This is a genomic window from Craurococcus roseus (assembly GCF_039523795.1).
Taxonomy (GTDB): Bacteria; Pseudomonadota; Alphaproteobacteria; order Acetobacterales; family Acetobacteraceae; genus Craurococcus; species Craurococcus roseus.
The window spans coordinates 35,529-61,622 of the sequence record NZ_BAAAFZ010000009.1; the positions used below are offsets into that span (position 1 = coordinate 35,529).

The 26,094-nt window shown below is 72.9% G+C and carries 28 protein-coding genes and 3 pseudogenes; 20 read left to right on the plus strand and 11 right to left on the minus strand.

Translation table 11 applies throughout. From position 1 onward, the window contains the following. Positions 1-42 precede the first annotated feature (42 nt). From ABD067_RS05755 to ABD067_RS05770, 4 genes are all read left to right on the plus strand, one after another. Positions 43-735 carry an Abi family protein gene (locus tag ABD067_RS05755; protein WP_343894233.1) on the plus strand — a complete coding sequence of 231 codons (693 nt, stop codon included), beginning with the start codon at positions 43-45 and terminating at the stop codon, positions 733-735. 282 nt (positions 736-1,017) lie between these two features. Further along, the gene (locus ABD067_RS05760; RefSeq protein WP_343894234.1) at positions 1,018-1,278 is read left to right on the plus strand and encodes a hypothetical protein; all 261 of its coding nucleotides are present in this window, start codon (positions 1,018-1,020) and stop codon (positions 1,276-1,278) included. A 126-nt stretch (positions 1,279-1,404) separates the two neighbouring features. Continuing rightward, positions 1,405-1,791, plus strand: a complete 387-nt coding sequence (locus ABD067_RS05765) for a hypothetical protein (protein ID WP_343894235.1) — start codon at positions 1,405-1,407, stop codon at positions 1,789-1,791. Beyond that, positions 1,788-2,747, plus strand: a complete 960-nt coding sequence (locus ABD067_RS05770) for a tyrosine-type recombinase/integrase (RefSeq protein ID WP_343894236.1) — start codon at positions 1,788-1,790, stop codon at positions 2,745-2,747. The genes ABD067_RS05765 and ABD067_RS05770 overlap by 4 nt, the downstream gene beginning before the upstream one ends. A 13-nt stretch (positions 2,748-2,760) precedes the next feature. On the opposite strand, the gene ABD067_RS05775 is transcribed toward ABD067_RS05770, so the two are convergent. Next, positions 2,761-4,113, minus strand: coding sequence for a type IIL restriction-modification enzyme MmeI (locus ABD067_RS05775; protein ID WP_343894237.1), 1,353 nt, complete (start codon positions 4,111-4,113; stop codon positions 2,761-2,763). Between the two features lie 12 nt (positions 4,114-4,125). Next, a complete protein-coding gene (locus ABD067_RS05780) occupies positions 4,126-5,106 on the minus strand; it encodes a type IIL restriction-modification enzyme MmeI (protein ID WP_343894238.1) in 981 nt (326 codons plus the stop codon). Positions 5,107-5,305: 199 nt separating this feature from the next. Here ABD067_RS05780 and ABD067_RS05785 point away from each other — a divergent pair, with 199 nt between their 5' ends. Continuing rightward, positions 5,306-5,518 carry a hypothetical protein gene (locus tag ABD067_RS05785; RefSeq protein WP_343894239.1) on the plus strand — a complete coding sequence of 71 codons (213 nt, stop codon included), beginning with the start codon at positions 5,306-5,308 and terminating at the stop codon, positions 5,516-5,518. On the opposite strand, the gene ABD067_RS05790 is transcribed toward ABD067_RS05785, so the two are convergent. Genes ABD067_RS05790 through ABD067_RS05805 form a run of 4 tightly spaced genes read right to left on the minus strand, consistent with a single transcriptional unit; the run spans position 5,500 to position 8,537 of the window. After that, complete coding sequence (locus ABD067_RS05790; protein ID WP_343894240.1) at positions 5,500-7,113, minus strand: E2 ligase fold family C protein; 1,614 nt, start codon at positions 7,111-7,113, stop codon at positions 5,500-5,502. The genes ABD067_RS05785 and ABD067_RS05790 overlap by 19 nt on opposite strands. 5 nt (positions 7,114-7,118) lie before the next feature. Then, complete coding sequence (locus tag ABD067_RS05795) at positions 7,119-7,607, minus strand: hypothetical protein (protein WP_343894241.1); 489 nt, start codon at positions 7,605-7,607, stop codon at positions 7,119-7,121. A 53-nt stretch (positions 7,608-7,660) separates the two neighbouring features. After that, entirely contained in the window at positions 7,661-8,251 is a 591-nt protein-coding gene (locus ABD067_RS05800) for a putative metal-binding protein (protein WP_343894242.1), read from the minus strand. After that, positions 8,244-8,537: a DUF2604 domain-containing protein gene (locus ABD067_RS05805; protein ID WP_343894243.1), complete on the minus strand. Its 294-nt coding sequence runs from the start codon at positions 8,535-8,537 to the stop codon at positions 8,244-8,246. The genes ABD067_RS05800 and ABD067_RS05805 overlap by 8 nt, the downstream gene beginning before the upstream one ends. A gap of 148 nt (positions 8,538-8,685) precedes the next feature. Here ABD067_RS05805 and ABD067_RS05810 point away from each other — a divergent pair, with 148 nt between their 5' ends. Together ABD067_RS05810 and ABD067_RS05815 are read left to right on the plus strand one after the other, a co-directional pair. Next, complete coding sequence (locus ABD067_RS05810; RefSeq protein ID WP_343894244.1) at positions 8,686-9,045, plus strand: helix-turn-helix transcriptional regulator; 360 nt, start codon at positions 8,686-8,688, stop codon at positions 9,043-9,045. Positions 9,046-9,048: 3 nt separating this feature from the next. Next, on the plus strand, positions 9,049-9,579 hold the full coding sequence (locus ABD067_RS05815; protein ID WP_343894245.1) for an ImmA/IrrE family metallo-endopeptidase: 531 nt from the start codon (positions 9,049-9,051) through the stop codon (positions 9,577-9,579). A 113-nt stretch (positions 9,580-9,692) separates the two neighbouring features. On the opposite strand, the gene ABD067_RS05820 is transcribed toward ABD067_RS05815, so the two are convergent. Together ABD067_RS05820 and ABD067_RS05825 are read right to left on the minus strand one after the other, a co-directional pair. Then, complete coding sequence (locus ABD067_RS05820) at positions 9,693-10,529, minus strand: pPIWI-associating nuclease domain-containing protein (protein ID WP_343894246.1); 837 nt, start codon at positions 10,527-10,529, stop codon at positions 9,693-9,695. Positions 10,530-10,625: 96 nt separating this feature from the next. Next, on the minus strand, positions 10,626-11,381 hold the full coding sequence (locus tag ABD067_RS05825) for a recombinase family protein (RefSeq protein ID WP_343894247.1): 756 nt from the start codon (positions 11,379-11,381) through the stop codon (positions 10,626-10,628). Positions 11,382-11,673: 292 nt separating this feature from the next. Between ABD067_RS05825 and ABD067_RS05830 the strand changes: the two genes are divergently transcribed. The 6 genes from ABD067_RS05830 (at position 11,674) to ABD067_RS05855 (ending at position 17,584) form a co-directional block, all read left to right on the plus strand. Next, positions 11,674-12,513 carry a chromate resistance protein ChrB domain-containing protein gene (locus ABD067_RS05830; protein WP_343894248.1) on the plus strand — a complete coding sequence of 280 codons (840 nt, stop codon included), beginning with the start codon at positions 11,674-11,676 and terminating at the stop codon, positions 12,511-12,513. Beyond that, positions 12,510-13,886 carry a chromate efflux transporter gene (gene chrA / locus ABD067_RS05835; protein ID WP_343894249.1) on the plus strand — a complete coding sequence of 459 codons (1,377 nt, stop codon included), beginning with the start codon at positions 12,510-12,512 and terminating at the stop codon, positions 13,884-13,886. The genes ABD067_RS05830 and chrA overlap by 4 nt, the downstream gene beginning before the upstream one ends. Positions 13,887-13,930: 44 nt before the next feature. Continuing rightward, on the plus strand, positions 13,931-14,932 hold the full coding sequence (locus ABD067_RS05840; protein ID WP_343894250.1) for a DUF1259 domain-containing protein: 1,002 nt from the start codon (positions 13,931-13,933) through the stop codon (positions 14,930-14,932). Positions 14,933-14,954: 22 nt separating this feature from the next. Continuing rightward, positions 14,955-15,614 (plus strand): hypothetical protein, encoded by a 660-nt coding sequence (locus ABD067_RS05845; protein ID WP_343894251.1) that lies wholly within the window; start codon positions 14,955-14,957, stop codon positions 15,612-15,614. 132 nt (positions 15,615-15,746) lie between these two features. Then, positions 15,747-16,190 carry a DMT family transporter gene (locus ABD067_RS05850; RefSeq protein WP_343894252.1) on the plus strand — a complete coding sequence of 148 codons (444 nt, stop codon included), beginning with the start codon at positions 15,747-15,749 and terminating at the stop codon, positions 16,188-16,190. Positions 16,191-16,369: 179 nt separating this feature from the next. Then, positions 16,370-17,584, plus strand: a complete 1,215-nt coding sequence (locus ABD067_RS05855) for an MFS transporter (RefSeq protein ID WP_343894253.1) — start codon at positions 16,370-16,372, stop codon at positions 17,582-17,584. Positions 17,585-18,278: 694 nt separating this feature from the next. Here ABD067_RS05855 and ABD067_RS05860 read toward each other — a convergent pair. Continuing rightward, complete coding sequence (locus ABD067_RS05860; protein ID WP_343894254.1) at positions 18,279-18,845, minus strand: periplasmic heavy metal sensor; 567 nt, start codon at positions 18,843-18,845, stop codon at positions 18,279-18,281. A 66-nt stretch (positions 18,846-18,911) separates the two neighbouring features. On the opposite strand from ABD067_RS05860, the gene ABD067_RS05865 reads away from it, so the two are divergent. From ABD067_RS05865 to ABD067_RS05875, 3 genes and pseudogenes are all read left to right on the plus strand, one after another. Next, positions 18,912-19,511: a Crp/Fnr family transcriptional regulator gene (locus ABD067_RS05865; RefSeq protein WP_343894255.1), complete on the plus strand. Its 600-nt coding sequence runs from the start codon at positions 18,912-18,914 to the stop codon at positions 19,509-19,511. After that, a pseudogene (locus ABD067_RS05870) lies at positions 19,508-19,867 on the plus strand (putative sulfate/molybdate transporter); the annotation flags it as partial. The gene ABD067_RS05865 and the pseudogene ABD067_RS05870, both read left to right, overlap by 4 nt. Positions 19,868-20,001: 134 nt before the next feature. Beyond that, positions 20,002-20,094, plus strand: coding sequence for a hypothetical protein (locus ABD067_RS05875; RefSeq protein ID WP_408871513.1), 93 nt, complete (start codon positions 20,002-20,004; stop codon positions 20,092-20,094). Between the two features lie 97 nt (positions 20,095-20,191). Here the strand turns inward: ABD067_RS05875 and ABD067_RS05880 are convergent, their stop codons facing one another. After that, positions 20,192-20,467: a transposase gene (locus ABD067_RS05880; RefSeq protein WP_343894257.1), complete on the minus strand. Its 276-nt coding sequence runs from the start codon at positions 20,465-20,467 to the stop codon at positions 20,192-20,194. 158 nt (positions 20,468-20,625) lie between these two features. On the opposite strand from ABD067_RS05880, the pseudogene ABD067_RS26360 reads away from it, so the two are divergent. Next, positions 20,626-21,738: pseudogene (locus ABD067_RS26360) on the plus strand (recombinase family protein); the annotation flags it as partial. Between the two features lie 306 nt (positions 21,739-22,044). Here ABD067_RS26360 and ABD067_RS26365 read toward each other — a convergent pair. Continuing rightward, the gene (locus ABD067_RS26365) at positions 22,045-22,941 is read right to left on the minus strand and encodes an IS5 family transposase (protein ID WP_408871514.1); all 897 of its coding nucleotides are present in this window, start codon (positions 22,939-22,941) and stop codon (positions 22,045-22,047) included. 644 nt (positions 22,942-23,585) lie between these two features. Between ABD067_RS26365 and ABD067_RS05890 the strand changes: the two genes are divergently transcribed. The 3 genes and pseudogenes from ABD067_RS05890 to ABD067_RS05900 all read left to right on the plus strand — a co-directional run bounded on the left by ABD067_RS05890 (position 23,586) and on the right by ABD067_RS05900 (position 25,977). After that, the gene (locus tag ABD067_RS05890; protein ID WP_343894259.1) at positions 23,586-24,182 is read left to right on the plus strand and encodes a S24 family peptidase; all 597 of its coding nucleotides are present in this window, start codon (positions 23,586-23,588) and stop codon (positions 24,180-24,182) included. A 90-nt stretch (positions 24,183-24,272) separates the two neighbouring features. After that, a pseudogene (locus tag ABD067_RS05895) lies at positions 24,273-24,782 on the plus strand (DUF1269 domain-containing protein); the annotation flags it as partial. 148 nt (positions 24,783-24,930) lie between these two features. Next, complete coding sequence (locus ABD067_RS05900) at positions 24,931-25,977, plus strand: patatin-like phospholipase family protein (RefSeq protein WP_343894260.1); 1,047 nt, start codon at positions 24,931-24,933, stop codon at positions 25,975-25,977. Positions 25,978-26,094: the final 117 nt, after the last annotated feature.

The following is a 26,094-nucleotide window of genomic DNA, read 5'->3' on the forward strand; positions in this document are numbered from 1 at the left end:
GTTCTATGTTGGTCTCAAGCCCGTGAGCGTATGTTTGGAAGCGTGCCGCCCTACCATCACCTAGAGCTTGAGGCGGTGCTGTCCACCGAACGCTTTGCGCGGTACGTCGCCTGGGCGGGGGGCGACCGAGAGCGGGCCGTCGAACTCTACGCCCTCAACACCGCGCTCTCGGAAGCCCTCTACACGCCGTTGCAGATGCTGGAGGTGGCGCTGCGCAACCGCTTCCACGCGGTGCTGACCGTCGCCCACGGGCCGCTTTGGTTCGATCAACCGGGTCTGCTGGTCGTGCCCCACCAGTTGGAACAGCTCGCCAAGGCCAAGGCGGAGCTGGTCGATGCGGGACGACCCATCGAACCGGGCCGGGTGGTGGCGGAGCTGACCTTCGGTTTTTGGACGGCGTTCCTCAATACCGATTACGAGAGCATGTGGCAGAGCACGCTGCACCATGCGGTGCAGCGGGGCGAGGGCGAGAAGGGGTTGCGCCGCAAGGATCTGAGCGGCCCGCTCCGGCCGCTGCGCGAACTGCGCAACCGGGTCGCGCACCACGAGCCGATCCTGCCCTGGAACCTGCGCAAGCACTACGACGCCATCTTGCGGCTGACCGGCTGGCTGTCGCCGGCGGCCGCCGCCTGGACGCGCGAGCACAGCCGGTTCCTGGCCGTGCATCCGCCGGGGCGCATCGCCCTCGTGCGGCCCGAGAAAGGGCAGTCGCAACCGGCTCCGCCGGTGCGGTAGGCCGAGCGATGAACATGCCCACTGCCACCCTCGAACGTTCCGCTTGACGTGGTTGCCAGGAACCGGGCCTAATTCGCCTAGGCGGGCGATTCCCGCCGGCTGATCCACCGAAACCGGTGGAGTGCGGGCGTATGCCGGGTGCCGTCGGGCTCCCGCAGTGCGGCAGCCATGGCGGAGCGCGCGCAGCGCGCCGCCACCCGACCTCGCCGCTGTCGAGCACCACAGCAAGGCCGCCCCGGACCCCGTGGCGGCTTTTTCCATGCCGGAAAGTCGTCGTCCGACATGTCCGATCAGCTCCTGGGCTGGTTGGCGTGGGCGTGCGTCGTGCTGTCGGCCGCTACCGTCTTCCTCCACCGCCTTTCCGCGTTCCTCGATGCGCTGAACAAGGCCGTCGCCTCCTTCGCTGGGGTCGTCGTGTCCTCGCGCGCGTTTCGGGATGCGGTGCGGCCGGCTGTGCGCTTGAGCGCCGAGCCGGACCGCAAAGCGGCGGAGAAGGGGAAGCGCCGGAGCAAGCGCCGCTCGCGCCCCACCGACCGGCCTTAAGCGTCTCCGGCTCCTCCGGGTGGAGGGGCCTCCAGCGTTTTTCGGATGCCGTCACCGACCCAGGGTTCGCGCGGCCGTGTTATGTGTGATAAAGGACATTATCACACATTAAGGTAGGGCGAGACCATGGACCCGGATCGCATCGAGCTGACCCTGCTGCCGGCCGCCGACGATCCCGCCCCGGACGGCGCCGACTACCAAGCCGCGCTCTGGGCCGCCGACCGTACGCTGCGCGAGCACGGCGTGAAGGCGTCTTCCAGCATGTTCCGGCAGGACGACGCGGAAACGCCGGCGATCCACCTCGGCCAGATGGTGGTCAAGCTGGGCCCGTACGTAGCTCCCGCGCTCGCGGCGGTCATCGGCGTCTGGGTGCAAGCCCGGTTCGGGCGGAAGGCACGGCTCAAGGTCGGTGATGTGGAAGCCGAGGCGCGCACCCCGGAAGAGGTCGCGCAGTTGCTGGAGCTCGTCCCCGAGATCCGCGACAGCAAACCAAAGGAGCTTGAGGGACCATGAACGAGCTGGCGCCCCTGACGACGGCCGGGCACTTGCCGGCCCTTGTCGCTGCCTGTGGCGAGCGTGGCGCGCTGCGGTTCCTGGAGTTCTTCGCCTCCAACATCCGCAACCCTAACACGCGCCGGGCCTACGCTCAGGCCGTGGTCGCCTTCCTGGCCTGGTGCGAGGAGGCCGGGGTGGCGTCGCTCGCGGCGGTGCAGCCGCTGCACGTCGCGGCGTGGATCGAGATGCAGACGCGGGAGCACTCCGCGCCGACGGCGAAGCAGCGCCTGGCGGCGCTGCGCCACCTTTTCGACTGGCTGGTGGTCGGCCAGGTGGTGCCGGCGAACGCGGCCGCCTCGGTGCGCGGCCCGGCGCACCGCGTGAAGCGCGGCAAGACGCCGGTGCTGGCGCCGGCCGAGGCGCGCGCGCTGCTGGACAGCCTCGACGCGGCGACGCCGGCCGGGCTGCGCGACCGGGCGCTGATCGGCCTCATGGTCTACTCCTTCGCGCGCATCGGCGCGGCGCTCGCCATGCGCGTCGAGGACGTGTACGTGCAGAACCGGCGCCTCTGGGTGCGGCTGCACGAGAAGGGGAGCAAGCGCCACGAGATGCCCTGCCACCGCAACCTCGAAGAGTACCTGCACGCCTACCTGGACGGCGCGGGCCTGCGCGGCGATCCCAAGGGGCCGCTGTTCCGCACCATCGGGCGGGGCACCGGCAAGCTCACCCGGACGGCCATGCCACAGGCCAACGCCTACGCGATGGTCCAGCGCCGGGCGGCGGCGGCCGGCCTCGCCACCCGGATCGGCAACCACAGCTTCCGTGCCACCGGGATCACCGCTTACTTGAAGAACGGCGGCACGCTGGAGAAGGCGGCGGCGATGGCCAACCACGCCAGCACCCGCACGACGCAGCTCTACGACCGCCGGCCGGACGAGGTGACGCTGGACGAGGTGGAGCGTGTGCTGATCTGAACCGTGCCCCGCCTCAGCTCTCTTCGGGAGCTTCCGTCCCCTCCACGTCGTCATCGTCATCCGGCCCGGGCGGCGGCCCTGCGGCGGCTCTTTCGCGGTTCAGGACGAGCAGGCGGTCCAGGAGGTCGTCGTCGGTGAGGCTCGTGGGCCCAGGCCAGCCATAGGCCGCGTGGACGGCACGATCTAGTTTCGCGTGCAGGTCCACGAGCCAAGCATCCCGGCCCGCGTAGAGGCCGGCGAGCGTCAGCTCGGCGAGCTGCGCCGCGTAGGCCGGGTCGGGCACGAAGCGGTCCGGGTAGACGGCCGAACCCGGCGCCACCGGGCGCGGATCGGTGGGGTCGGCGTCGGCGGGCATCCACGCGCCCGTGCCCTCCGGGAAGAGCACGGCGCGTCGCCTTTCCTCAAGCGCCGCCGCGCCTTCCGCGATGGCCGCGGCGTGCTCCGCCGCCATGCGCTCGGCGAGGGGCAGCGTCGGCGCGAGCCCCGCCGGGAATGGAAAGGTCTCGAAGGTTCGGCGGTGGTTGTAGCGCTGGTCGTTGCCCGCCCCCATGCGGTTGCCCATGAACTCCGTCCAGACCGCGTGCGCGCGCGAGTGGAGCAGGCCGAAGGTGAGGTCGTCGTCGGCCGCGACCACCACGAGGCTGCCGCTGGGCAGGATGCGCGTGTCCATCCAACCGAACACCGGCTGGCGCGAGGTCTCGGACCGCACGACGCAGCGCGCCTTGCCCACGAGCGCGGTTCGAAGATCGCCTCGCGCTCGGCCGAATCGCCAAGGGCGGCGACGATTTTCAGGTGCGCGATTGTTTGCGCGAAACGGGTAAACGACCCGCTGAACGTGAGAGAAGGGCACAGCGTAGCCGCGCGCCTCTGCTTCCTCCATCGTCGGCCCGAAGTCCACAATCCACATGTCGCTGGGCCGCTCCGTCACGTCCTCGCCATCCCAGTAAGGACGGACCACGTCGCTGTTTGGCCGCCCGTTCGGATTGCCGAGTTCGCGGAGCATAGCCCTCGCCTCGGTACCGCTGAGCTTGAATGCAGGTCCCTCGCTGGGACGGCAGACGTCCTCCTTCACGCCCTGGAACGCCACGCCCCTGTTTTCGGTCAGCCGGCGCACGTCGGCGTCGTCCACGACGCGGAGGTTGGGATGAATCCTGTCGACCCTGTGTCCATCGAGCACCGGCTCGGCGACGCAGGGCTCGTCGGCCGCCGCGAAGCAGACGAGCGCCACGCGGACGGCGGCGCCCTTCACGCTCCACTCCTCGTCGCGCTTCACCCAATACAGTGGCTGACGGTCCAGCGCGCCCCCGGCTTCCTCTTCCGGCGTCGCGGGTTCCGGCGCCTCGGCGACCGCATCCGCCCCGTTCACGCCGCGACTTCCTCACTCGGCCCGGAGCGGGCCGGTGACTACCGCTTCGATGATCTCTTCGATTTTCTTGCGCGGGGTGTAGTGCGTGCCGGTCGCGCCACGCCAAGCGGGCGACAGGCGCCGCTCGAAGAGCGTGCCGAAGATCGCGGGCTCGATCGCGCCCCAGTCGAGCCCGGCGAGGTCGGCGAGGAGGCCGAGGTCCTGGCGCTCGAAGGGCAGCGCGGGGGAGCCATCGAACAGGCGGCCGTTGAAGCGGTCCAGCCGGTCCGCGCCGAAGACGCCCCCGCGCCGCATGGCGTCGAGGAGGCCCTGCATCGCCGCGGTCGCCTCGGCCGCGCTCCCGCGCTGCGCCGAGCGCAAGAGGCGGCCGAACAACCCGTCCGGGAACAGCCCCGCGCGTTCCGCGAAGAGGCAGAAGAGGAGCTGGTTGGCGAAATGCGCCACCGCGGGCCCGGGGTGCCCCCGCCGCTGGAAGCTCTCGATCAGCACGGAGAAGTGCGCGGCCGTCTCCTCCGTGAGCTGCGCGGCCGACTGGGCCGGGCGGAATGCGTCGGGGTTGTTCCAGAGCTGGGCGAGGCGCGCCCGCACCGCGGGCGCGATGAGCTCCTCCAGGCGGAATTCTTTCCGCCGGGGAGGGTAGCCGTTGAAGTTGGGCGTGACCTCGATGCGGTCGTGGTCGCAAGCCACCAGCAGCTTCGGATTCCCGAGCGAGCCGGCGTAGCGGAGGAGCTGGTTGCGGGCCTCGACGAGGGATGCGCGGCGCTTCTTGTACTCCCACCCGAAGCAGTCGCGGCGGAAGGCGTCGGCGAAGCCGGGCTTGTCGTCGGCGCCGACGACGGGCGCCTCGAAGCGGTAGTCGGCCGTCCCCGGCCCCGTGGTGGGCGGCTTCTCGACGCCGAGCACCTCGCACAGCTCCAGGAAATGCTGCTGGGCCGCGGCCCGCTCGGATAGCGGGGTGTCCCGCCACTTCTCGATGAACTCGGCCGCGTCCACGCCAGCTCCCCCCCGGACGTGGGTAGGGTAGCGCATCGGATGAGCGTTGCGGACCCGAGGAGCGCCTCGGCGATGGCCGGATGCCGGCGCCGGCGCCGGCGCCGCTTCAACGCGCCGCGGCGGCGGCCAGTACCATGCGGACGAGTGCGACACTGAGCGCGTCACCGGGACGGTTCCGGCAGTGGTCGCCGGAGGGGCGATGCCGGCCGTGGCGCAGCTCTCGTGCTCCGGCGTAACGGACGGGCGCTCGCGTCTGGAGTGCTACGACCGGGCGGCACGGGCGCCGGCATCCCAGGCGTCCCGGCCGCCTTTGAGCAGCGTCTGCACGCCGAGCAGCCCGTGCGTGGGCCCCAGGGGCGGCGTCTACTACATCGCGCCCTCCGGCTACCGCCGCTACCTGCCCCGCGGCTGAACGCGGCCGGCCGGGCGTGCGCGCTGTGGGTGCGGCCGGTGCGGGCGCTGGGGCTCACTCAGTCGTCGACCATACTTCGCTTGGTAGGCGCCGACGTAGTCCGGATCCTGGCAGATGCAGCGGTTGCGGGGCGCCTTCGCCGCCGGAACGGTGAGCACGGCGGGAACGGGACGGAGGAGGTCGAGCTTCGTGGCGACCGGCACCCGCCGGCTCCGAAGCCGGGCCGCGTCGATGACCACCTCGGCCGCGAGGAGCACGCCCGCGAGCGCCGATTGGAAGGCCATGGGCACGGCCATGGCGCCGTCCCCCTTGTTGCCGCCGCCGAAGATGGCGGTGCCGCAGACCGCCTTGCCGTAGAACGCGCGCAGCGGCAGCCCGTCGTACGGCAAGAGCTTCTCGAGTTCGACGCCCCGCGCAGCCGAGACTCGCTCCAGCAGCGAGCGGTCGACGGGCGTGCCCGCGTGGAGCATCCCGCGGACCATCCGCACGTCGGCCAGGCCGAGGGCCGCCGCGACGATCTCGTCCTCGTGGGGCACGGCGCGGTCCGGCAGGTAGAGACAGGCGAGGCAGGCGCCGTCGAGGAAGTCGTGCCTCGACACCCCGAGATCGCCGGGCTGCGTCCACGCGTTCAGGATGCGGCGAGGAAGCGAGGCCTGGACCGCCCGGCGGTCCTGCGCCGTGTCGAGCGCAACGGCCACCGTCCCCAGGTCCCAATCGCCGCGCTCGCCGAGGAAGGCGCCCCAGCGGCATCGGTGCGGGGCGACCCGCAGCGAGGTGCCGCTCAACAGGCGCGCGGCCGTGTCCACCTTCGACGCACCCACGTCTGCCTGGCCGCATTCGACGTAACGCTGCAGGTTCGGGAGCTCGATGTCTTCGTGGTCGATCAGGTCGAGGGCGCCGCTCACCCCCGGGACGCGGCGCATCGCCCACACGAACCCGCGGCCGATCGCGCCGAGGCCCGCCAGGTGCACGCTGCCGATGTCCACCGCCCTGGGAAGGGGCGGCTCGGGCGCGTGGGCGCCGTCCTGCGATAGGATGCTGAAGCAGACCTCGCCGTCGGGCGCGCCGTGCGGCAGCTGGTCAGCGAACACGAGGCGGAAGACGTTGGCCACGCCGAGGCAGGCCGCGGCGCCGGCCGCGAAGGGATTGGCCGCCGCCCGGCCGGACGGGACCGGCGCGGTGGCCGAGAGGCGCACCCGCCACCCATCCGAGCCGATGAAGACCTTGCGGCCTTCGAAGGCCGGATCGGAGCCCCCCACGACGATGCAGGCGGTGCACCGCACGGCGGGGGCGCCGGCCGTCAGCTCGATGTCGGGGTTGATGCTGCGGGCCTGGGCGGACAGGGCGCTTGCGCGCTTGTCGAGGGCGGCGCCCCTTCCCAGGGACAGGATGAAGAGGCGAGGGTAGAGGCGCGCGAGCAGGTCCACGGCTAGTTCGAGCGCGGCGCTGCCGGAGGCCGAGAGGGCGGCCGCCCGGTCGAACGCCACGCCGACGCAGGCCGCTTCCAGGGTGTCGAGGAACCCTTGCTCGTCGAAGTTCCGCAGCACATGAACGGCCGCCGCGACCGAGCGCGCGTGGAAGTTGGCAAGCGCCATCGGTCTTAGCCTTGCGTCCTGATCAGGCGGTCGGCGTCGGCCCTGGGCAGCTCGACCCACTGGCGACGCGGCGACAGCCGGTACACGGCGCACTCCCGGACCGAGAACGGCCGAGCGGCGAAGTCCGGGACGACGAGCGAGAGACTCCCGACCTGGGTGGCGACCGCATACTCGTCGTCCATCGAGGAATGGTAGGCCCGGCCGGGGTGGCTGTGCACCTGCGCTACGAGGATCTGGCGGGTGCGGTAGAGGTGGACGTTGAGCCGGTGAAACTCGTCCCGGTCGATGCTGACGTAGATGCCCGACGGGGTACGCACGCCTTGCTGCTTCGGGATGACCGCTTCGCGCACGTGGGCGGTGCTGCCCTCGCATGTGCCGGTCCAGAGCACCAACCCTTCGTTGCCGCCCTGCCCCACGCGCCGGAGGTGGCGTTCCGTGGCGTCGACACATGCTTTTGGCAACTCGACGATGTTGACGCCGTGCAGGGGCCCCATCCGATGTTCCTCCTGTCGGGAGCCGAAGGCCGCGCGGAGCAGATCCAGCGCCCTCATTCGGGGATCCTGTCGAATGCCGGCGCGAGGGTCATCTGCATCTGCAGACCGGCAATCGGGTCGACGCCGTAGCGCCAGAGTACGTCCAGGATGTTGTAGATGCTTCCCTCGCCGTCCGCCCGGCGGAGGAGCCAGTCGTCGCCGCTGTGGCCGGGGTTGGCGTGGTACTCCCGCGTGCCGGGCACGCAGAGGAACGGGACGTCCTCCGGCTTGAAAGCCTGCATCAGCTCCTGAACCGGCGTTGGCATGCCGGGCACGGCCGGTGGCGGTGCGGCCGGATCGCGCCTGGGCAAGCGCGTGAGCAGCTCCGCATAACGGTAAGGCTGGCGCGTGAACGGGTTCACTAGGCGCACCGAGGGCGGCCACAGGTCGTAATTCGTGTAATCCAGCAGGGCCCCGAAGACCACGACCGGCGGGGTGCCGCGCGGGGCGGCGAAGACCGTGAACACCTCGGGGAACTCCGCCCGCAGCAGCCACTGGCCGCGCCGCTGCATGGCGTCCTCGAACGTGCGGTAGTTCGCCAGCTCCCGCTCGAACTTCCCCCGCGACACCGCGGGGTCGACCAGCACCTCGGTTCCGTCAGGCACCGGCGGCCCCGGTCTTCAGCGACAGGAAGAGCACGGCGCCGTCGGCGAGACCGTTGGACTCGGCCGAACCATCCAGATCGATGGACTGGCCGGCCTCGTTGCGGAGCTCCCAGTTCTCAGGCGAGCGGCCGACGTTGTTCGTCTCCTCCAGCGCACGGGCGACGAGCGCCTTAAGCGCGGCCCGGGGGGCCACCTCAATCGCGGCGGGGGCACCGTTCACCACGACGGTCAGGAGGAGCTTCTTGCTCTCCGGGCCCCGTCCTTGCGCTACCTTGTCCTGCTTCACCTTGACCTCGCTCGTTCAAATCGGAGCCGGGCCGCGCCCGGTGCGCCGAGCGGTCTAACTGGCTCGCGAACAACGAGTCAAGCACACAATCAAGTCGTGCCTAATAGGCACATTGTGTGTATCGCACACATGTGCTATGCGCGTTCCCATGCAAGAAACCGCAACCCTGGCCTTCTACAAGGCGCAGGGCGACCTGATTCGGAGAAAGCGAAGGGCGCTGCGCCAAACCCAAGAAGGCTTGGCCGCCCTCATCGGGCTCTCGCGGGCGACGGTCGCCAACATCGAAACCGGGCGGCAGCAGCTGCTGGTTCACCAGCTCCACCAGATCGCGCGGGCCCTGGACCTGCCCGTCGAGGAGTTGCTGCTCCACGACGGCGGCCAGCCCGACGCCGGGCGCGACCTGCCGCTGCCGAGCGATCTGACGCCTCGGCAGAAGAGCCAGATCGCCGGACTGCTCAGCGGGGCCGGGAAGGGCGCCACGCGCGGCGACCACGAGGAGAAAAGGTAGGCGATGCCGCGACGGAGGAGAGATCCCGTAGCCGCCGCGACGCGGCTGCTCGAAGACGCGGGCATCCGAAAGGCTCCGGTTCCGGTCGAACTGATCGCCCGGCGTCTCGGCGCCGTCATCCGTCGAGCCCCCCTCGACGACGAATTGTCGGGGATGCTCGCCATCAACGGCGATCTGACGATCATCGGCGTCAACTCGCTCCACCACCCGAACCGCCAACGCTTCACCATCGCCCACGAGTGCGGCCACCTCGCTCTCCACCGGGACGAGGTCTCGGCCAATGTGCATGTGGACCGCCAGTTCCACGTGATGATGCGGGACCAGAAGTCGTCGCTCGGAACCGACGTCCTGGAGATCGAGGCGAACAGGTTCGCGGCGGAGCTGCTGATGCCGCGCTTCCTCGTGGAACCCGCCATCCGCGCTCAAGCCCTTGACGTCGACGACGAGAGGAGCATGGCGAATCTCGCGGCCGCGTTCCGCGTCAGCAAGTCAGCGATGATGTACCGGGTGAGCAGCCTGTTGGCTCCCCTTTGAGGATCCGCCCTTTGCTCCTCGGCGCACAGCGGGGGCGGTGCGAAGCTTCCAAGAACCCACAGCTCTGAGCACGCGCCGCACCCGCTCCGGCCGCCTCTGCGCGCCGCCCGGCGCTACTCCTCGTCGTAGTAGCCCTCCCACCAGCCGCTGGTGTCCACGGAGCAGTCCACGTCCTGGAAGCGCGTGATGTCGTCGACCGGCGACAACATGGTCACGCTGAACGGGAAGCCCCGCTCCATGACGGCGCCGTCGCCCCGGCGCACGTCGGAGTTGGAGCCCCACTGGAGTTCGACGCCGACGGTGCCCGCGATGGCGAAGGTGACCGCCTCGTGCGTGATGCCCGTCACGCGCATCTCCTCGGCGCAGACCTCCTCGACGCTGTGATGCGAGGCCAGCTCGTCGAGACTCAGGATGGTGTCCGAGATGAGCGCGGAAACGACCTCCTCGTCGATGTGGTCGAAGACGGCCTCCACCACCTGCTTCCGGCACTGCTCGAAGGAGGCGAACAGCCCCTCCAGGGCGGCCAGCGCGTCGCCAACGAACGCCTCGATCTGGGCTTGGTCGGTCACGACCACGCCGGGCCGGATGTGCGTGAACTTGGAGAGCCGGTCAACCGCGTGGATGGCCTCGTCGTGGAGGTGCGACACATCGATGCCGGCCTCCTCGATGAAGCCGTCCGAAAGCCCGCCCTGGGTGGCGTACTTCGCCCGCTGCTTGCGGGTCGGTCCCTTTGTGGTCGGCTCCTGCTTGAACCAGGAGCACGCCGACACCTCGCGGTCCGGCGCCAAGCGATGGAGCACGTGACCGAATATCTCCCGCACCCCGGCCGCGAAGAAGTTCAGCCTGACGGGGTTGTCCTCGTCCTCGACCACGCGCAGGCAGCCGGAGAGGACGGTCTTCTCGAAGTCCACCAGGGGCAGCGCCGCCAGCTTCGGCGGGATGGCGGTCATGCGGGTGCGGTCCGGTGATGAAATGCCGAGCGCGGCTGCCCCCCGCGCGATGACCACGCGACCCGCGCCGCGCCCCGCGCGACGAGCCCGGGCACCTCAACCGCGGTCGGCATCGACGACGCGCTTCACCTGCATCGGGTGCCAGTCGCGCCCGCCGGCCGGGGTCGGCACGCCGCGGGCGGTGAGCGCCGCGGCCAGCTCGCGCAGGGTCGCCGCGCCCGCGCGCCGCGCGGCGTCTATGTAAGGCGCGACATCGGCGGCGCGTGCTTGCGCCTGCGCGCTCTTCGCCGCCGCGGCGATGTATGCCTGCTCCGGCGTCCCGGCGCGCAGCCGCGGGTTGCCGAGCACAACCCCCCTCGCCTTCGCCGCCGCCAGCGCGGCGCGCGTGCGCTGGCTGATCAAGCCCGCTTCGAGCTCGGCGACGGCGGCCATCTGCGTGACCAAGAACTTGCCGACCGGCCCCGGCGGCACGGTGGGGAGGTCGCAGAACACCACGCCGCCCTCGCCGCTGCCCTCGACCACGCCGAGCAGGAAGCGGGCGTTGCGCGCCAGGCGGTCGAGCTTGGCGATCAGCAGCGTGGCGCGCCGGGCGCGGCAGGCTGCGAGCGCGGCCGCGAGTTGCGGCCGGTCGGAGCGCTTGCCGCTCTCCACCTCCTCGAACGCGGCCACGACCTCGCCGCCGCAGCCGGCGACATGGCGCGCCACCGCCTCGCGCTGGGCGTCGAGGCCGAGGCCCGAGCGCCCCTGCCGCTCGGTGGACACCCGGAAGTAGGCGACGAAGCGCGGCGCTGACGTAGCTGCCGAAGTTGCGTCGGCGCCGGATAGGACAGGATTCAGGGCGTCGCCGGGCATCTCCGGCCTGTTTACCTCCGCCCCGCCCGCCTTGTCACGCACCCAAAGGGACGTTTGACGGTGCGTGACAAGGCGGATCATGCCACGTTCGAACCAGCAAAGCGCCGCAACGCCGCAGCCGACGCTTTCGGCACCTTCACGTACGGGATGGTCCCGACGCTTGCCGGGACCGCCTTGACACATCGGCCCGACACCCCCTTGTTCCCGGGCAAGGGGACCACCGCGATTGCCCCGTGAGGCTTCGGCTGAAGGATCGCGTCCGCAACTCCACGCTTGAGGGAGAGGACGCCCTATGCCCGCGCCCGACACCATCACCACCGCTCAACTGTCCCGGCTCATCGGCCTGCCCGACGCGCCGGTGCTCCTCGATCTGCGCACCGACGAGGATTATGCGGCCGATCCCCGGCTGCTCCCCGGCTCCATCCGCCGCGACTTCCGCACCGTGGCCGCTTGGGCGCCCGACTATGCCGGCCGGTCGGTGGTCGCCGTCTGCCACCGCGGCCTCAAGATCAGCCAGGGCACCGCCGCCTGGCTGCGCCACAACGGCGCCCGCGCCGAAGCGCTGGAAGGCGGCTTCGAGGCCTGGGCCGCGGGCGGCGGCAACCCGCTGCTGCGCCCGGACCGCATCCCGCCGCGCGACGCGCAAGGACGCACGGTCTGGGTCACGCGCGCCCGGCCGAAGATCGACCGCATCGCCTGCCCCTGGCTGGTCCGGCGCTTCGTCGATCCCGCCGCCGTGTTCCTGTTCGTGGCGCCCTCCGAAGTCCCGGCGGTCGCCGAGCGCTTCGGCGCCACGCCCTTCGACATCGAGGACGTGTTCTGGAGCCACCGGGGCGAGGGCTGCACCTTTGACACCATGATCGAGGAGTTCGGGTTGCGATCGGAGGCGCTCTCCCGCCTGGCGGTGATCGTGCGCGGCGCGGATACCTCCCGCCCCGATCTCGCGCCGCAAGCGGAGGGCCTGCTCGCCGCCTCGCTCGGCTTCTCGCGCATGTACCGTGACGATCTGGCCCAGCTCGACGCCGCCATGGCGCTCTACGATGCCTTCTACCGCTGGAGCCGCGACGCGGTCGCCGAGACGCACAACTGGCCCGCCAGCCCGGCCGGCAGCCACACCGGGGCCGGGGCATGAGCGGCACCACCCTCGACGCGGCCGCCCCAGCAACCAGCACCGCCGCCGCCGAGGCGCGGCTGCCGTCGTTCGCGCAAGCCCTGCGGGTCTGGCTGAAGATCGGCCTGCTCTCCTTCGGCGGCCCGGCCGGGCAGATCGCGCTGCTGCACCGGGAAGTCGTGGATGAGCGCCGCTGGGTCTCGGACGCGCGCTTCCTGCACGCGCTGAACTTCTGCACCCTGCTGCCCGGGCCGGAGGCGCAGCAGCTCGCCACCTATCTCGGCTGGCTGCTGCACGGGGTGCGCGGCGGCATCGCCGCCGGGGCGCTGTTCGTCCTGCCGGGCATGGCGGTGATGCTCGGCCTGTCGGTCCTCTACGCCACGCTGGGCGAGGTGCCGGTCGTCGCGGCGCTGTTCTTCGGCCTCAAATGCGCGGTGCTGGTGCTGGTGGTCGAGGCGCTGCTGCGGGTGGCCAAGCGGGCGCTCAAGACCGGCGAGGCCTGGGCGCTGGCCGGCGCCGCCTTTCTCGCGCTCTACGCCTTCTCCGTGCCCTTCCCGCTGGTGGTGCTGGCCGCCGCGCTGATCGGCTACGCCGTGCCGGGTCGCTTCCGTGCCGGAAGCCATGGCTCGGCGAAGGACGGCCCGCCGGCCGTGCTGGATGCGGTGCTGGCCGCCGATCCCGGCCGCCCGGCGCGCCTCGCCGCGAGCGCCTGGCGCGCCGGCTTGGCCGCGGTCGCGCTCTGGCTGCTGCCCGTGGCGGCGCTGGCGCTCGCGGTGGGCGGCGTGTTCGCCGACGTGGCCTGGTTCTTCTCCAAGATGGCGGTGGTCACCGTGGGCGGCGCCTACGCCGTGCTCGCCTACGTGGCGCAGGAAGCGGTGCAGGCCTATCGCTGGCTCACCCCGGATCAGATGCTGGTCGGCCTGGGCCTGGCCGAGACCACGCCGGGGCCGCTGATCCTCGTCTTGCAGTTCGTGGGCTTCCTGGCCGGCTACGGCGCGGGCGGGCTGCTCTGGGGCGTGCTGGCCTCCGTGCTCACCGTCTGGGTCACCTTCGCGCCCTGCTTCGCCTTCATCTTCCTGGGCGCGCCCTACGTCGAGCGGCTGCACAACAACCGGGCGCTGACCGGCGCGCTGGCCGCGGTGACCGCGGCGGTGGTGGGCGTGATCGCCAACCTGGCGCTCTGGTTCGGCCTGCGGGTGCTGTTCGCCGACGTGCGGCGGGTGGAGGTCGGCCCGGCGACCCTGGACATGCCGGCCCTCAGCAGCCTGGACCCGCTCGCCCTGGCGCTGGCGGCGCTCGCCGCCGCCTGCCTGTTCGCCTTCAAGCTCGGCCTGCTGCGCACCCTGGGCATCACCGCCGCGGTCGGGCTGGTGGCCAAGCTCGCCCTGGGCTGAAAGCCTCGCGTCCGTGCAGCCCTGAACCGAAAAAGGAGACCGCCATGCCACACCGAACCTTCCGCCGCTCGGCCTTGACCGGCTTGGCGCTCCTGGCCGCCGCGGGGGCGCCGACCTTCGCGCAGCAGGGCACCGCCCCGGCCGGGCCGGGCGGTGCGCCAGCGCAGCAGCAAGGCCTCGCGCCCAACGCCGACTGGCACCGCACCGTCGCCTCGGTGCTGGGCAGGCCGGGCGCCGAGCAGCCCGGCGGCGTCTATCGCGTGTCGCTGCCGCGCACCGACCTGAAGGTCGCGCTGGACGGCGTCGAGATCCGTCCCGGCTTCGCGCTGGGCTCCTGGCTCGCCTTCCACCCGCACGGGCAGGAGCTGATGGTCATGGGCGACCTGGTGCTGCTGGAATCCGAGGTGGCGCCGGTGATGCGCCGCCTGGCCGCCGGCGGGCTGGAGGTCACGGCGCTGCACAACCACCTGCTGCGCGCGCAGCCGGCGACCATGTACATGCACGTCGCCGGCCACGGCGACGCGGCCCGGCTCGCCACCGCGCTGCGCGCCGCCCTCCAGGAGAGCGCGACGCCGCTGGGAGGCGGGGCGGCCCCGGCCGCGGCGGGCGCGGAGCGCATCGACGGGCTGGACACCGCCGCCGTCGCCCGCGCCCTGGGCCGCGAAGGGCGCGCGGCCGGCGGCGTGTACAACGTGTCGGTGCCGCGCGCCGAGCGCGTCACCGAGCACGGGGCCGAGGTCCCCGCCGCGATGGGCCTGCCGACCGTGATCAACTTCCAGGCCGCCGGGAACGGCAAGGCCGCGACCACCGGCGACTTCGTGCTGACGGCGGGCGAGGTGGCGCCGGTGCAGCGGGCGCTCATCGAGAACGGCATCGAGGTCACCGCACTGCACAACCACATGCTGGGCGAGGAGCCGCGGCTGTTCTTCATGCACTTCTGGGCGGTGGACGACGCCGAGAAGCTGGCCCGCGGCCTGCGCGCCGCGCTGGAGCGCACCAACAGCCGCCGCGCCGAAGCGGCGCCGGGCGGCCGGGGCGGCGGCTGAGACGGGCGCCGTGGGCGAGGCGATGACGACCAGGAGGAGCGCCGTCGCGGCGCTCCTCGCCGGCGCCGGCCTCGGCGCGGCCGCCGCGGCGCAAGCGCCGCCGCCGCCCAGCACCTTCGAGGACGCGCCCACGGGCGCGCCGCCGCCCGGCTTCACCTTCGCCCTGACCGGCGGCGGCGGGCCGGTGCGCTGGGTCGTGCTGGAGGACCCGTCCGCGCCGGCGGGCGGGAAGGTGCTCGCCGAGACCAGCCAGGACCGCACCGACGACCGCTTCCCGCTCGCCATCCTGGACGGCTTCGAAGCGCGCGACGCGGCGGTCTCGGTGCGCTTCAAGCCCGTCTCCGGCACCGTGGACCAGGCGGCGGGGCTCATGGTGCGCCTGCGCGACCCGCGGAACTACTACATCGCCCGGGCCAACGCGCTGGAGGGCAACGTCCGGCTCTACCGCGTCGTGGACGGCCGACGGACCCAGTTCGCGGGCGTGGACGTGCCGGTGCCGCTCGGCCGCTGGCAGGCGCTCGGGCTGCGGGTCGAGGGCGACCGCTTCGAGGTGTCGCTGGACGGCCGCGAGCTGTTCACGGCCACCGACCGCACCTTCGCGGAAGCCGGCCGGGTCGGGCTGTGGACCAAGGCCGACAGCCTGACCCACTTCGACGGCTTCGAGGCCGAGGCGCTGCGGTAGCGCGCTCGCCGCGCGTGCCGGAAGGCGGACCGCGCCCCGGGCCGAGACCGGGGCGAGATCCCCCAGCCCCGGCGAGGCGGGGCGCCCCCCTCCTCGCACCCTGGCCCGAACACGCCCCCGGAGAACCCTGACGTGCTGTGGCCGCTCTACGTGCTCACCATCGTCGCCGGCCTGCTCAACCCCGTGGCGTCCGGCTTGGCGGGGACGCTCGAGAAGACGCTGGAGCGGCCCTTCCTCGTGGCCGCGGTCAGCCTCGCCCTCAGCCTGCTCTGCGCGGTGGCGGGCGGTCTGTTCACGGGCCAGCTCGGCTGGCCCCCGGAGAAGGCCGCGGAGGTCCCTTGGTGGGCGTGGCTCGGCGGCCTGGCCGGCTTCGCCGTGTTCATCGCCCGCCCCTACGCGGCCCAGCCCCTGGGCGCCGCCGCCTTCACCGGGCTGACCGTCACCGCCTCGGTGGTGTTCTCCCTGCTGCTCGACCACTACGGCCTGCTCGGCTTCCAGCAGCACGACGCGGGCTGGGGGCGGATCGCCGGCGCCGCCCTGATGTGCGCCGGCGTCGCCTTGGTGGCGCTGACTTGATCCCGCCGCGCCGGCGGGCACGGCGCGGCGGCGTGCGCGTGCCGGCGGGGGGCAAGGTGGTCGAGGTGGACCCGCGCAGCGAGTTCGCGCTGTGCTTCGGACCGGGGGGGGCACCCGCGGCGCGTCGCCGAGGCCGTGGCCGCCGTGCCGGCGGCGGCGGCACGGCATCGGGGCGCGGCATGATGCCCGAAGGTCCGGTCGCCGCGCACGATCCCGTCCGGCGCATCCTGTGGGCGCGCGGCCTGCGCGACTTCGGCGACGGCCTCGCCGCGGTGGTGCTGCCGGCGCACCTCGTCGCGCTCGGGTTCGGCGCCGCCGAGGTGGGCGCCGTCGCGACCATCGCCCTGTTCGGCTCCGCCATGATGACGCTCGGGGCGGGTATCGCGGGCGGGCGCGCCGATCCACGGCTGCTGCTGCTCCTCGCCGCGGGGCTGATGGCCGCCACCGGCCTCGGCTTCGCGGTAGCCGGGGGCTTCGCCGTGATCGCGGCGGTGGCGCTGATCGGGACCATCAACCCCTCGGCCGGGAGCGTCAGCGTCTTCGCGCCGCTGGAGCAGGCCCTGCTCACGCACGCGTCGCCCGACGCGGGGCGCACCGCCGTCTTCGCCCGCTACAGCCTGGTCGGCGCGCTCGCCGCGGCCGCCGGCGCCCTGGCGGCGGGCGGGCCCGACGCGCTCGCCGCCCTCGGGGTGCCGCGGCCCGCCGCGCTGCAATCGATGTTCCTTCTCTACGCCCTGCTCGGCGTGGCTTGCGCCGCGGCGTACTGGGCGATCCCGCCCCTCCCGGGGGCCGAGCGGCAGGCGCGGCACGCCCCGCTCGGGCCGTCCCGCGGCATCGTCGTGCGGCTCGCCGCGCTCTTCAGCGTCGATTCCTTCGCCGGCGGCCTCGCGGTGCAGTCCCTGCTCGCGCTCTGGCTGTTCGAGCGGTTCGGCCTGTCGCTGGCCGAAGCCGGCCTGTTCTTCTTCTGGTCGGGGGTGCTGTCGGCCTTCTCCTTCCCGGTCGCCGCGTGGCTCGCTGCGCGCATCGGCCTGGTGAACACGATGGTGTGGACGCACATCCCGTCGAGCCTGTGCCTGATCGCCGCCATCTTCGCGCCGACGGCGGGGCTCGCGCTCGGGCTGCTGCTGCTGCGCGCGGCGCTCTCGCAGATGGACGTGCCGACCCGGACCTCTTACGTCATGGCCGTGGTGACGCCGGCCGAGCGGACCGCGGCCGCGAGCTTCACCGCCGTCCCGAGGAGCCTCGCCGCGGCCGCCAGCCCGGCCCTCGCGGGCGCGCTCCTCTCGGCCGGATACGCCGACCTGCCGTTCGTCGCGTGCGGCGTCCTGAAGATCATCTACGACTTCGCCCTCCTCGCGGCGTTCCGGCACATCAAGCCGCCGGAGGAGAGGTGACGGACAAGCGGAGCGCCGCACCGCCCGCACGGCGCCGCTACCCACTCGACGCCGGCCATGGCGCTGTCGTCGGGCGTTCCGGCGCCAGCCGCAGGCCGCCGTGCCCCGACCGTCGTGGTGCCTCCGCGAGGGCCTGGAAGTCCGGGCCCTCGCGTGTGCCCTGTCTCACCCCGCCGCGTCGCCGCGCTTGTGTTCCGGGGTGAGGTGAGCGGCACGGCCTCCTCGTCGGTCATGGCCGCGATCCGCACGGCTTGGGCCTGCGTGGCGCGGAGGAAGGCGATGTAGCGGGCGTCCGGGGTCCGGACGGCCTCGGCGGAGCAGGCCGCGAGCAGGGCGGCGGCGGCGGCGGAAATGGCGTGCTTCGCGCGCATGGTTCGTCCTCTCGCTTCCGGATCGGGGAGGGCTGCCCGGCGTCCGCGGCCGTAGCAGCCCCCGGACGGCGCGCAAGGGCTCGCGCCCGTGGCGCGGATCGTCCCCGCCGCCGCCGCCGCGTGCGGCGGCGGGGATGACTCCCTGCTCCTCCAAGCGTCCCGGCCGGACTTAACGGAATGCACGGATTTGTAGCATAGGCGGACGGAGCGAGAACGCGGCGGCTGTCCGGCCGTGGAACTCGGGCTTGCGGTGGCAACGGAACCGGAAGTCGATTCAGCGTCCGCGATGGCGATCGACGACGAGGCGGAGGCGTCCGCGCGGGTCAGCGCGCCGCGGCGTAGCCCCGCAACCGGGCGTAGAGGTCGCGCTGCGCCGGCTCCAACTGGTCGCGCATGGCGATGTGGGTGGCCAGATGCACCTCCCGCAGCCGGCCGTTCATCGCCCCCAGCGCCGCCGTCAGCGCGGCGAGCCGGCCGGTGTCGGCCGCGCCTCCCGCGAACAGCGTGTCGAGCTCCTCCTCCAGCGCCACGATCCGCGCCCCGATCGCCCGCGCCTCGCCCGCCATGCGAGCGCGCAGCGCCTCGGCCGCCGCGCGCTGCGCCGGCGTCAGCCCGAGCGCGTCCGCGTGCTCCAGCACGTGCATCGGGCCGGGATAGCCGTTCAGCTCCGCCGCGAGCGCCAGTCCCATGCCCCGCCCGGCGAGGAGGTCGGCCGCCTGCCCGTCCGGCAGCGCCTTGGTGCGCCGCCGGTCGAGCCCCGAGTAGGGCTGCCCCGGGATGGTGACGGTGCCCGCGGCGGGGCCGTGCGCGCCGTGCCTCCCGTGCTGGGCGACGGCGGGCATGGCGGCGAGGAGGGCCGCCGCAAGGAGGGTTGGCGAGGTGTGGCGCACGTGATCGGTCTCCGGTCCCCGCCGCAGTAGCGCGCCTCGCCCGACCCATCATATGACTGCGGTCGTATGGACGCCGACCTCATCGCCCTGCTGCCGCCCGCCCGCGAGCGCCGCCTCGCGCGCGGCGAGGCGCTGTTCCGCGCCGGCGACCCAGCGCTCGGCCTCGTGGTCGTACGCTCCGGCGCCCTCGAGCTGGTCCGCACCTCGCGCGAGGGCCGCCGTTCCGTCCTCCACCGCGCGGCGCCGGGCGACACCTTCGCCGAGGCCTCGCTCTTCGAGCCGCGCCACCACTGCGACGCGGTCGCCGCCGCGCCGAGCGTCGTCGCGGTCCACCCCGCGGCGGAGCTGCGCCGTGCCGCCTCCACCGACCCCGCCCTCGCCTGGCGCGTGGCCGCCCACCTCGCCGCCCGCCTGGTCGCCGAACGGGCACGCGCCGAGCGCCTGGCCCTCCCCCACGCCGCCGACCGGCTGCTGGACGCCCTCCACGCCCTCCCGGCCGAGGAAGGAGGCGCCCGTCGCCTCGGCGGCACCTGGAAGGCGCTGGCTTCCGAGCTCGGCCTGACGCACGAAGCGACGTACCGGGCCCTCGCGCGGCTGGAACGCGCGGGGCTGCTCCGTCGCGAAGGGCGCGGCGTCGTCCACCTCGGCGTGCGCGCCCGCGCGTGAGCGGCGCTCCCCGCCCGACGCTGGCCGGCGAGGCCGGCGGCGCCTTCGGCGACCTCGGCACGCTGCTGCCCATCCTGCTCGGCGCCATCGCCGTCGGCGGCCTCGCCCCGGGAGGCGCCCTCGTCGGCTTCGGGCTGGCGCTGGTGGCGACGGGCCTGTTCTACCGCCTGCCGCTGCCGGTGCAGCCGATGAAGGCCGTCGGCGCGCTGATCGTCGCGGGCGGCCTCGCCCCCGGCGAGGTGGCCGCCGCGGGCCTGGCCGGCGGTGCCGTGCTCCTTCTGCTCGGCCTCACCGGCGCGGTCGGCTGGGCGGCGCGCGCCGTGCCCCGCTCCGCGGTGCTCGGCCTCCAGCTCGGCGTCGGCCTCGGCATGGCCTGGATGGGGTCAGGACACGAAAGTGGCTTGGGTGTCCGGCTCGCGCGAACAGACGCAGAACAATCTCCTTTGGAGCAGGCCAGCGCACCTTCGCTTGGCTGTCGCGCTCGCGCAGGCTGGCGCGTGACTACGAGCGTCTGCCGGAGACCGGCGAAGCGGTCATCCACGCCGCCATGACCCGCATCATGCTCCGGCGCATCGCTGCATGAGGGCCGCATGCCCGTGCACCATGCTTTTGCCGACGGTCAGTAGAAACTGTCTGCCAACGCTCGTGATGCGGTGCTGGTGCGCTGGAGCCGCGCGGTTTCAGGCCGCCATGGCGAGCCGCCGGAGCATGATGCGGGTCATGGCGCCGTGGATCATCGCCTCGCCCGTCTCGGGGAGGCGCTCGTGGTCGCGCGCGAGGCGGCGCGATTGCCCGAGCCACGCGAACGTCCGCTCAATGGCCTTATCGCAAATGACAAGTTCTGCCTGACGCGCTCGGGGCGGCTGCGGTTGGGCTGGCCCAGGGCGAGGGGCCGGCTGCGCGGGTCGGCTCCGCCCCAACTCGGCGGTGAGGTCACTCACCGCGGAGGGGAGCATGGGGCGGCAGCGCACCTGGCAGGTCCGGCGCACGGACGTGCCGGCGGCGACCGGCCAGCAGCGCTGGGACCGGGCCTACCAGCTCCTCCTGGGGTGGGCGACGGCCTCGCCCGCGCCGGCGCCGATGCCGGCGCCCCCGATCCCGCCGGAGGCAGCCCATGCGCGTAGCGATCTACGGCCGCGTCTCGACCGGCCACCAGGTCGAGCACCAGACCATTGAGCAGCAGCTCGAACGGCTGACGGCCCACGTCGGCGCCCACGCCGCCGAGGGCTGGGCGCTCGACCCGGCGCACGTGTTCCGCGACGACGGCCACAGCGGCGCCGCGCTGGCCCGCCCGGGGCTCGACCGCCTGCGCGACGCCGTGAAAGGCCGCGAGGTCGACCGCGTGCTCGTCACCGCGCCCGACCGCCTGGCGCGCAACTACGTGCACCAGATGGTGCTGCTGGAGGAGTGGGTGCGGGCCGGCTGCACCGCCGAGTTCCTGGACCGCCCGATGAGCGACGACCCGCACGATCGCTTGCTCCTGCAGATCCGCGGCGCGGTGGCCGAGTACGAGCGCACGCTGATCGCCGAGCGGATGCGCCGCGGGCGCTTGGCCAAGCTCCGCGCCGGCGCACTGCTGCCCTGGACCTACGCGCCCTACGGCTACCGCCTGGGCCCGGACCGGCCGCGCGACCCGCAGGGCGTGACGGTCGACCCGGCCGAGGCCGCCGTGGTGGCCGAGCTGTTCGCCATGTACCGGGAGCCCGGGGCCTCGCTGATGCGGCTCGCCATGCACCTCGACCGGCGCGGCATCCCGACGCCCACGGGCACGCCGCGGTGGTCGAGCCCCACCATCCGGGGCATCCTGCGCAACCCGACCTACACGGGGCAGGTCCACGCCCAGCGCACCCGGTACCGCGCGCCCACGCACCGGCGCTCGGCGACGCACCCCATCGGCCACCCCCACGGCACGGCGGTGCCGCAGCCGGCCGCCACCTGGCTCCTCGTCGGCCAGGTGCCCGCGGTGGTGAGCCAGGCGCAGTTCGATGAGGTGCAGGCCAAGCTGGCGGCGAACCGCTCCTTCGCGCGGCGGAACAACACCGCGCACCAGTACCTGCTGCGCGCGCTGGTGAGCTGCGGCCGCTGCGGCCTCGCCTGCACGGCGCGGGCGGTCAACGGGCGCAACTTCTACTACCTGTGCGGCGGCAAGGGGCACAGCACCTTCTCGCACCGCGCCACCTGCTGCGCGGCGCGGTACACGCCCGCCGGCCAGCTCGACGAACTGGTGTGGACGGACCTCTGCGCCTTGCTGGGCGAGCCGGCGCCGCTGGCCACGGCCGTGGCACGCGCCCACGGCGGGGCGTGGCTGCCGCAGGAGCTGCTCGCCCGCCGCGACACGCTGCGCCGCGCCCAGGCGCACCTGCGCCAGCAGATCGAACGGCTCACCGACGCCTACCTCCGGGCGGTCCTCCCGCTCGACGAGTACGAGCGGCGGCGCCGCAACCTGGAAGGCCGAGCGCAGGCCCTGGCCGGCCAGGAGGAGTTGCTGTGCAACGACGCGGAGCGCCGCCAACGGCTTGCCGGCGTGGGGGCGTCACTGGAGGCATTCCGCGGCCGGGTGCAGCACGGGCTGGCCACGGCGACCTTCGAGCAGCGCCGGCAACTCGTGCTGCTGCTCATCGACCGCGTGGTCGTCACCGACGCCGAAGTCGAGATCCGCTACGTGCTGCCCACCAGCCCCGAGAGCGAGCACGTCCGGTTTTGCCATTTGCGGAAAGACTACTTCGACGACCCACCTGCGGGGGATCACCCGGAAGCCGCGCGGCTTGGCTTCCAAGCCGTAGCGCCAGAGCTGCCGGTCGCGGTGTCGCGGGATCTCGACGCGCCAGCCGCGCTCGGCGGCGAGCCAGCGCGCGAACGGGCCGTCGTAGGCGCCGTCGGCCCACACCAGCTCCACGCGCGGCAGGTCCGACGGGGCCGCGCGCGCGATCAGCGCCTGAGCGCCGAGCCGGTCGTGCACGTCGGCCGCGTGGACGTGGGCGAGCAGGACGAGGCCGCCCGCATCGACGAGCAGGTGGCGTTTCCTGCCCGCGACCTTCTTGCCGCCGTCGTAGCCCCGCGCGGGCCCGCCCGCCGCCGAGCAGCGCACGGTCTGGCTGTCCACGATCGCCGTCGAGGGCTCCGGGTCGCGGCCTTGCGCCGCGCGGACACGGCCGCGCAGGCGGTCGTGGGCCGCCTTGATCGTGCCGTCCATGCGCCAGCGCCGGAACTGCGAGTACACGGTCGCCCAAGGCGGGAAGTCGCGCGGCAGCATGCGCCACGCGCAGCCCGACCGCAGGAGGTAGAACACGGCGTCTGCGAGCAGCCGGCGCGGCCACTTCTCGGGGCGCCCCAGATGGCTGCGGCGGGCGAACAGCGGCGCGAGGAGCGACCATTCGGCGTCGCTCAGGTCGGACGGGTACGGACGGTGCGAGGGGGCGTCGCGGGGCATGGCGGGCTCTCCGGCAAGGCCGGAAAACAACGCCAACTCAGCCTCTTAGCAGCTCACGACGGTTGGCAGACAGTTTCTAGGGGCTGTACCCCTTCAATGGGTCTTTCAGGTCCGAAGCGAAGGTCCGGCTGTTGTGCCAATCCCGGGTGCCGTAGGCCCGCTCTACGGCTTCCGCGATGGCGTTGCGGACGGCGACCTCGGCGATGTGGAGGGGGGGCCGAAGGCCGCCGAGACCCGGGCGTTCCACACATAGAGCCGGAGGGCCCTCGCGCGGTCGCCGCCCGCCTCCTTGACGTAGGTCCCGAAGCGCGCGGCCGAGAGCACCGCCGGTATGGCGGCGAGTTCCGCTTCGGTGAACGCCGGCGGCAGAGCCCCGGGTGTGTCGCCGGTCATCGAGAAACCTTGCGTTGACCCGGCGCGAGGCGGGGCCTATTCAAAACGCGTGAGCCTCCAGGGGTACGGGCGAAAGCCTGTCTTGGGGGGACAACCCGACTACCCCGCGGCCCGCCTTCCGGCGGGCCGTTGGCGTTTCAGGGCCCCATCTTAACTCGCCCTTTCTCCTTCGCGCCTCGCGAAACTCGCGATTGTCCGTCCATGTTGTTCTCTATACATTCTTGCGCTCGGAGCGAATCAGGAGCCGGGGCGTGTCGGGCGGCGACTACGATGGCGGCAACACGACGGGATTTGTTTCGCCGGCGTCGGACAGCCTGGAAGGGCCGATCGACCTGTCGGAGATCCTCGACCTCCGCCGGCCGCACCGCTACCCGGTCCGCGTCCGCGGCGACGCCCTGGTAGAGCGGGGCATCCGGCACGGCGACATCCTGATCGCCGATGCCGCGGCGCCCCCGGCTCCGCGACGGGTGGTCATCGCCATGGTCCATGGCGACGTGCTGGTGTGCCAGCTCGCGTTGAAGCGCGGGAGTTGGTGGCTCAAGCCGACTGTCCAACAGCCCCTCCACGCGCACCGCGCCATTCGGCGCGTCGGAGAGGCGGCGGACGAGGAAGGGCGCGAACGCACGGGCGCGCCCTTCCTCCACGAGCACGCGGGCACGCGCGCCGCGGGCGGCGAGGCCGTCGTCGCGCCCGCCGCCGAAATTCGCCGCCGCCAAAGGCCGGCGGAAGGCCCAGGCCACGGCGGTGCCGGGGACCTCTTCCGCGAGCGCGGCCAACGCCTCGACGACGTTCATCGCGGAGCAGTTGGCCGGGCTGGTCAAGGCAGCGAGCCTGGAGTTGGACCGTGAAGCTGTCGAGTTGCTGGACGCGGCGAGCGCCTGAAGCCGGAACTGTCGGCTCCGCATGGCGCTTGCCGTGCGAAGCGAGAGGAGGTGCCGATGTCTGAACTGATCGTTGTCGGGTTCGAGGACACCGAGCAAGCCGACCGGGCGCTCAACGAACTCGTCCGCCTGACCAAGGAGCACCTGATCGACCTGGAGGACGCCGTGGTGGCGATCCGCTCGCCCGACGGGACGGTGCGGATCAAGCAGAGCGTCAACCTGGTCGGCCTGGGCGCGGCGCAGGGCGGCCTGTCCGGCGCCTTGTGGGGCTCGCTGGTGGGCCTCCTGTTCCTGAATCCGCTACTGGGCTTCGCCGCCGGGGCCGCCGTGGGCGCGGGCAGCGGCGCGCTGGCCGGCAGCCTGGGCGACTACGGCATCGACGACGACCTGATCCGCTCCATCGGCGAAACGCTCCAGCCGAACACTTCGGCCCTCTTCGTGCTGGTCCGGAAGGTGCAGCCGGAGAAGGTCCTGGCCGACATCACCGGGGCGGGCTTCAAGGGCCGGGTGATCCGCTCTTCCCTGTCGCCGGACCAGGAGCAGCGGCTCCAAGCGGCGTTGTCGCAGGCCCGGCGCCAGGACATGGGCGCCGCCCCCGCATCCGGTGCGGCCTCGGCCGCGGCGCCGTCGTCGCAGCCTTTCGGTGGGGCGGCCGGCGCCACGGCCACGGCCGGCCCGGATCCGGTCTGAACCGGCACGAGGCGGGGAAGCCGCGATGCCGGAAAGGTCGGCCAACGCCCCGCTCCAGCGCGACCGCGTCCTGGTGGACCTCGCCCTGCAAGGCGGGGGGGCGCACGGCGCCTTCACTTGGGGCGTGCTGGACCGCCTCTTGGAAGAGCCTTGGCTGGAGATCGAGGCGATCTCCGGCACCTCCGCGGGGGCCATGAACGCCGCCGTTCTGGCCGACGGGCACGCGGCCGGCGGGGCGGAGGGCGCGCGGGAGGCGCTGGAGCGGTTCTGGTCCGCCGTGTCGCGCGCAGCCATGTTCAGCCCGATCCGGCGCACGCCGCTCGACGCGCTGCTCGGCCGCTGGACCCTGGACGCGTCGCCCGCCTTCGTCGCGCTGGACCTCGCGGCGCGGCTGGTCTCGCCCTACCAACTGAACCCGGCCGGCATCAACCCGCTGACCGGCATACTCGCAAGCGTGGTTGATTTCGACCGGCTGGCGCGCGCGCCGACGCGGCTGTTCGTCACCTGCACCAACGTCCGCACCGGCCAGGGCCGGGTGTTCCGCAACGCCGAAGTCACCTCGGACGTGCTGCTCGCCTCCGCCTGCCTGCCCCAGATGTTCCAGGCGGTGGAGATCGGGGGCGAGGCCTACTGGGACGGCGGCTACTCGGGCAATCCGACCATCACGCCGCTGGTGCGGGACTGCTCGTCCGACGACACCATCCTGGTCCAGATCAACCCGGTGGAGCGGCCCGGCGTGCCGCGCACGGCGCGGGAGATCAACAACCGCGTCAACGAGGTCTCCTTCAACGCCACCCTGTTGAAGGAGCTGAAGATGATCGACCTTTTGCGGGAGGTGGCGAACCCGGGCGACTGCGAAGGCGCGCTCTGGGCCAGGATGCGCGTCCACCGCATCGCGTCCGCGGCGATGACCGACCTCGGCTACTCCTCGAAGCTCAACGCCGAGTGGGACTTCCTGTTGTTCCTGCGCGACGAGGGGCGGCAGGCGGCGGACGCCTTCCTCCAGGCGCACGGGCACGACCTCGGCCGCCGGTCCACCCTCGACCTCCAGGGCCTGCTGGAGGGGGTCTGACACCGCCGTGGGCCTGCTCGGCATCCTGCTCGGCCTCGGGCTGCTCGTGTGGCTGGCCTACCGGGGTTGGAGCGTGCTGCTGCTCGCGCCCGCGGCGGCGCTGGTCGCGGCCGCCTT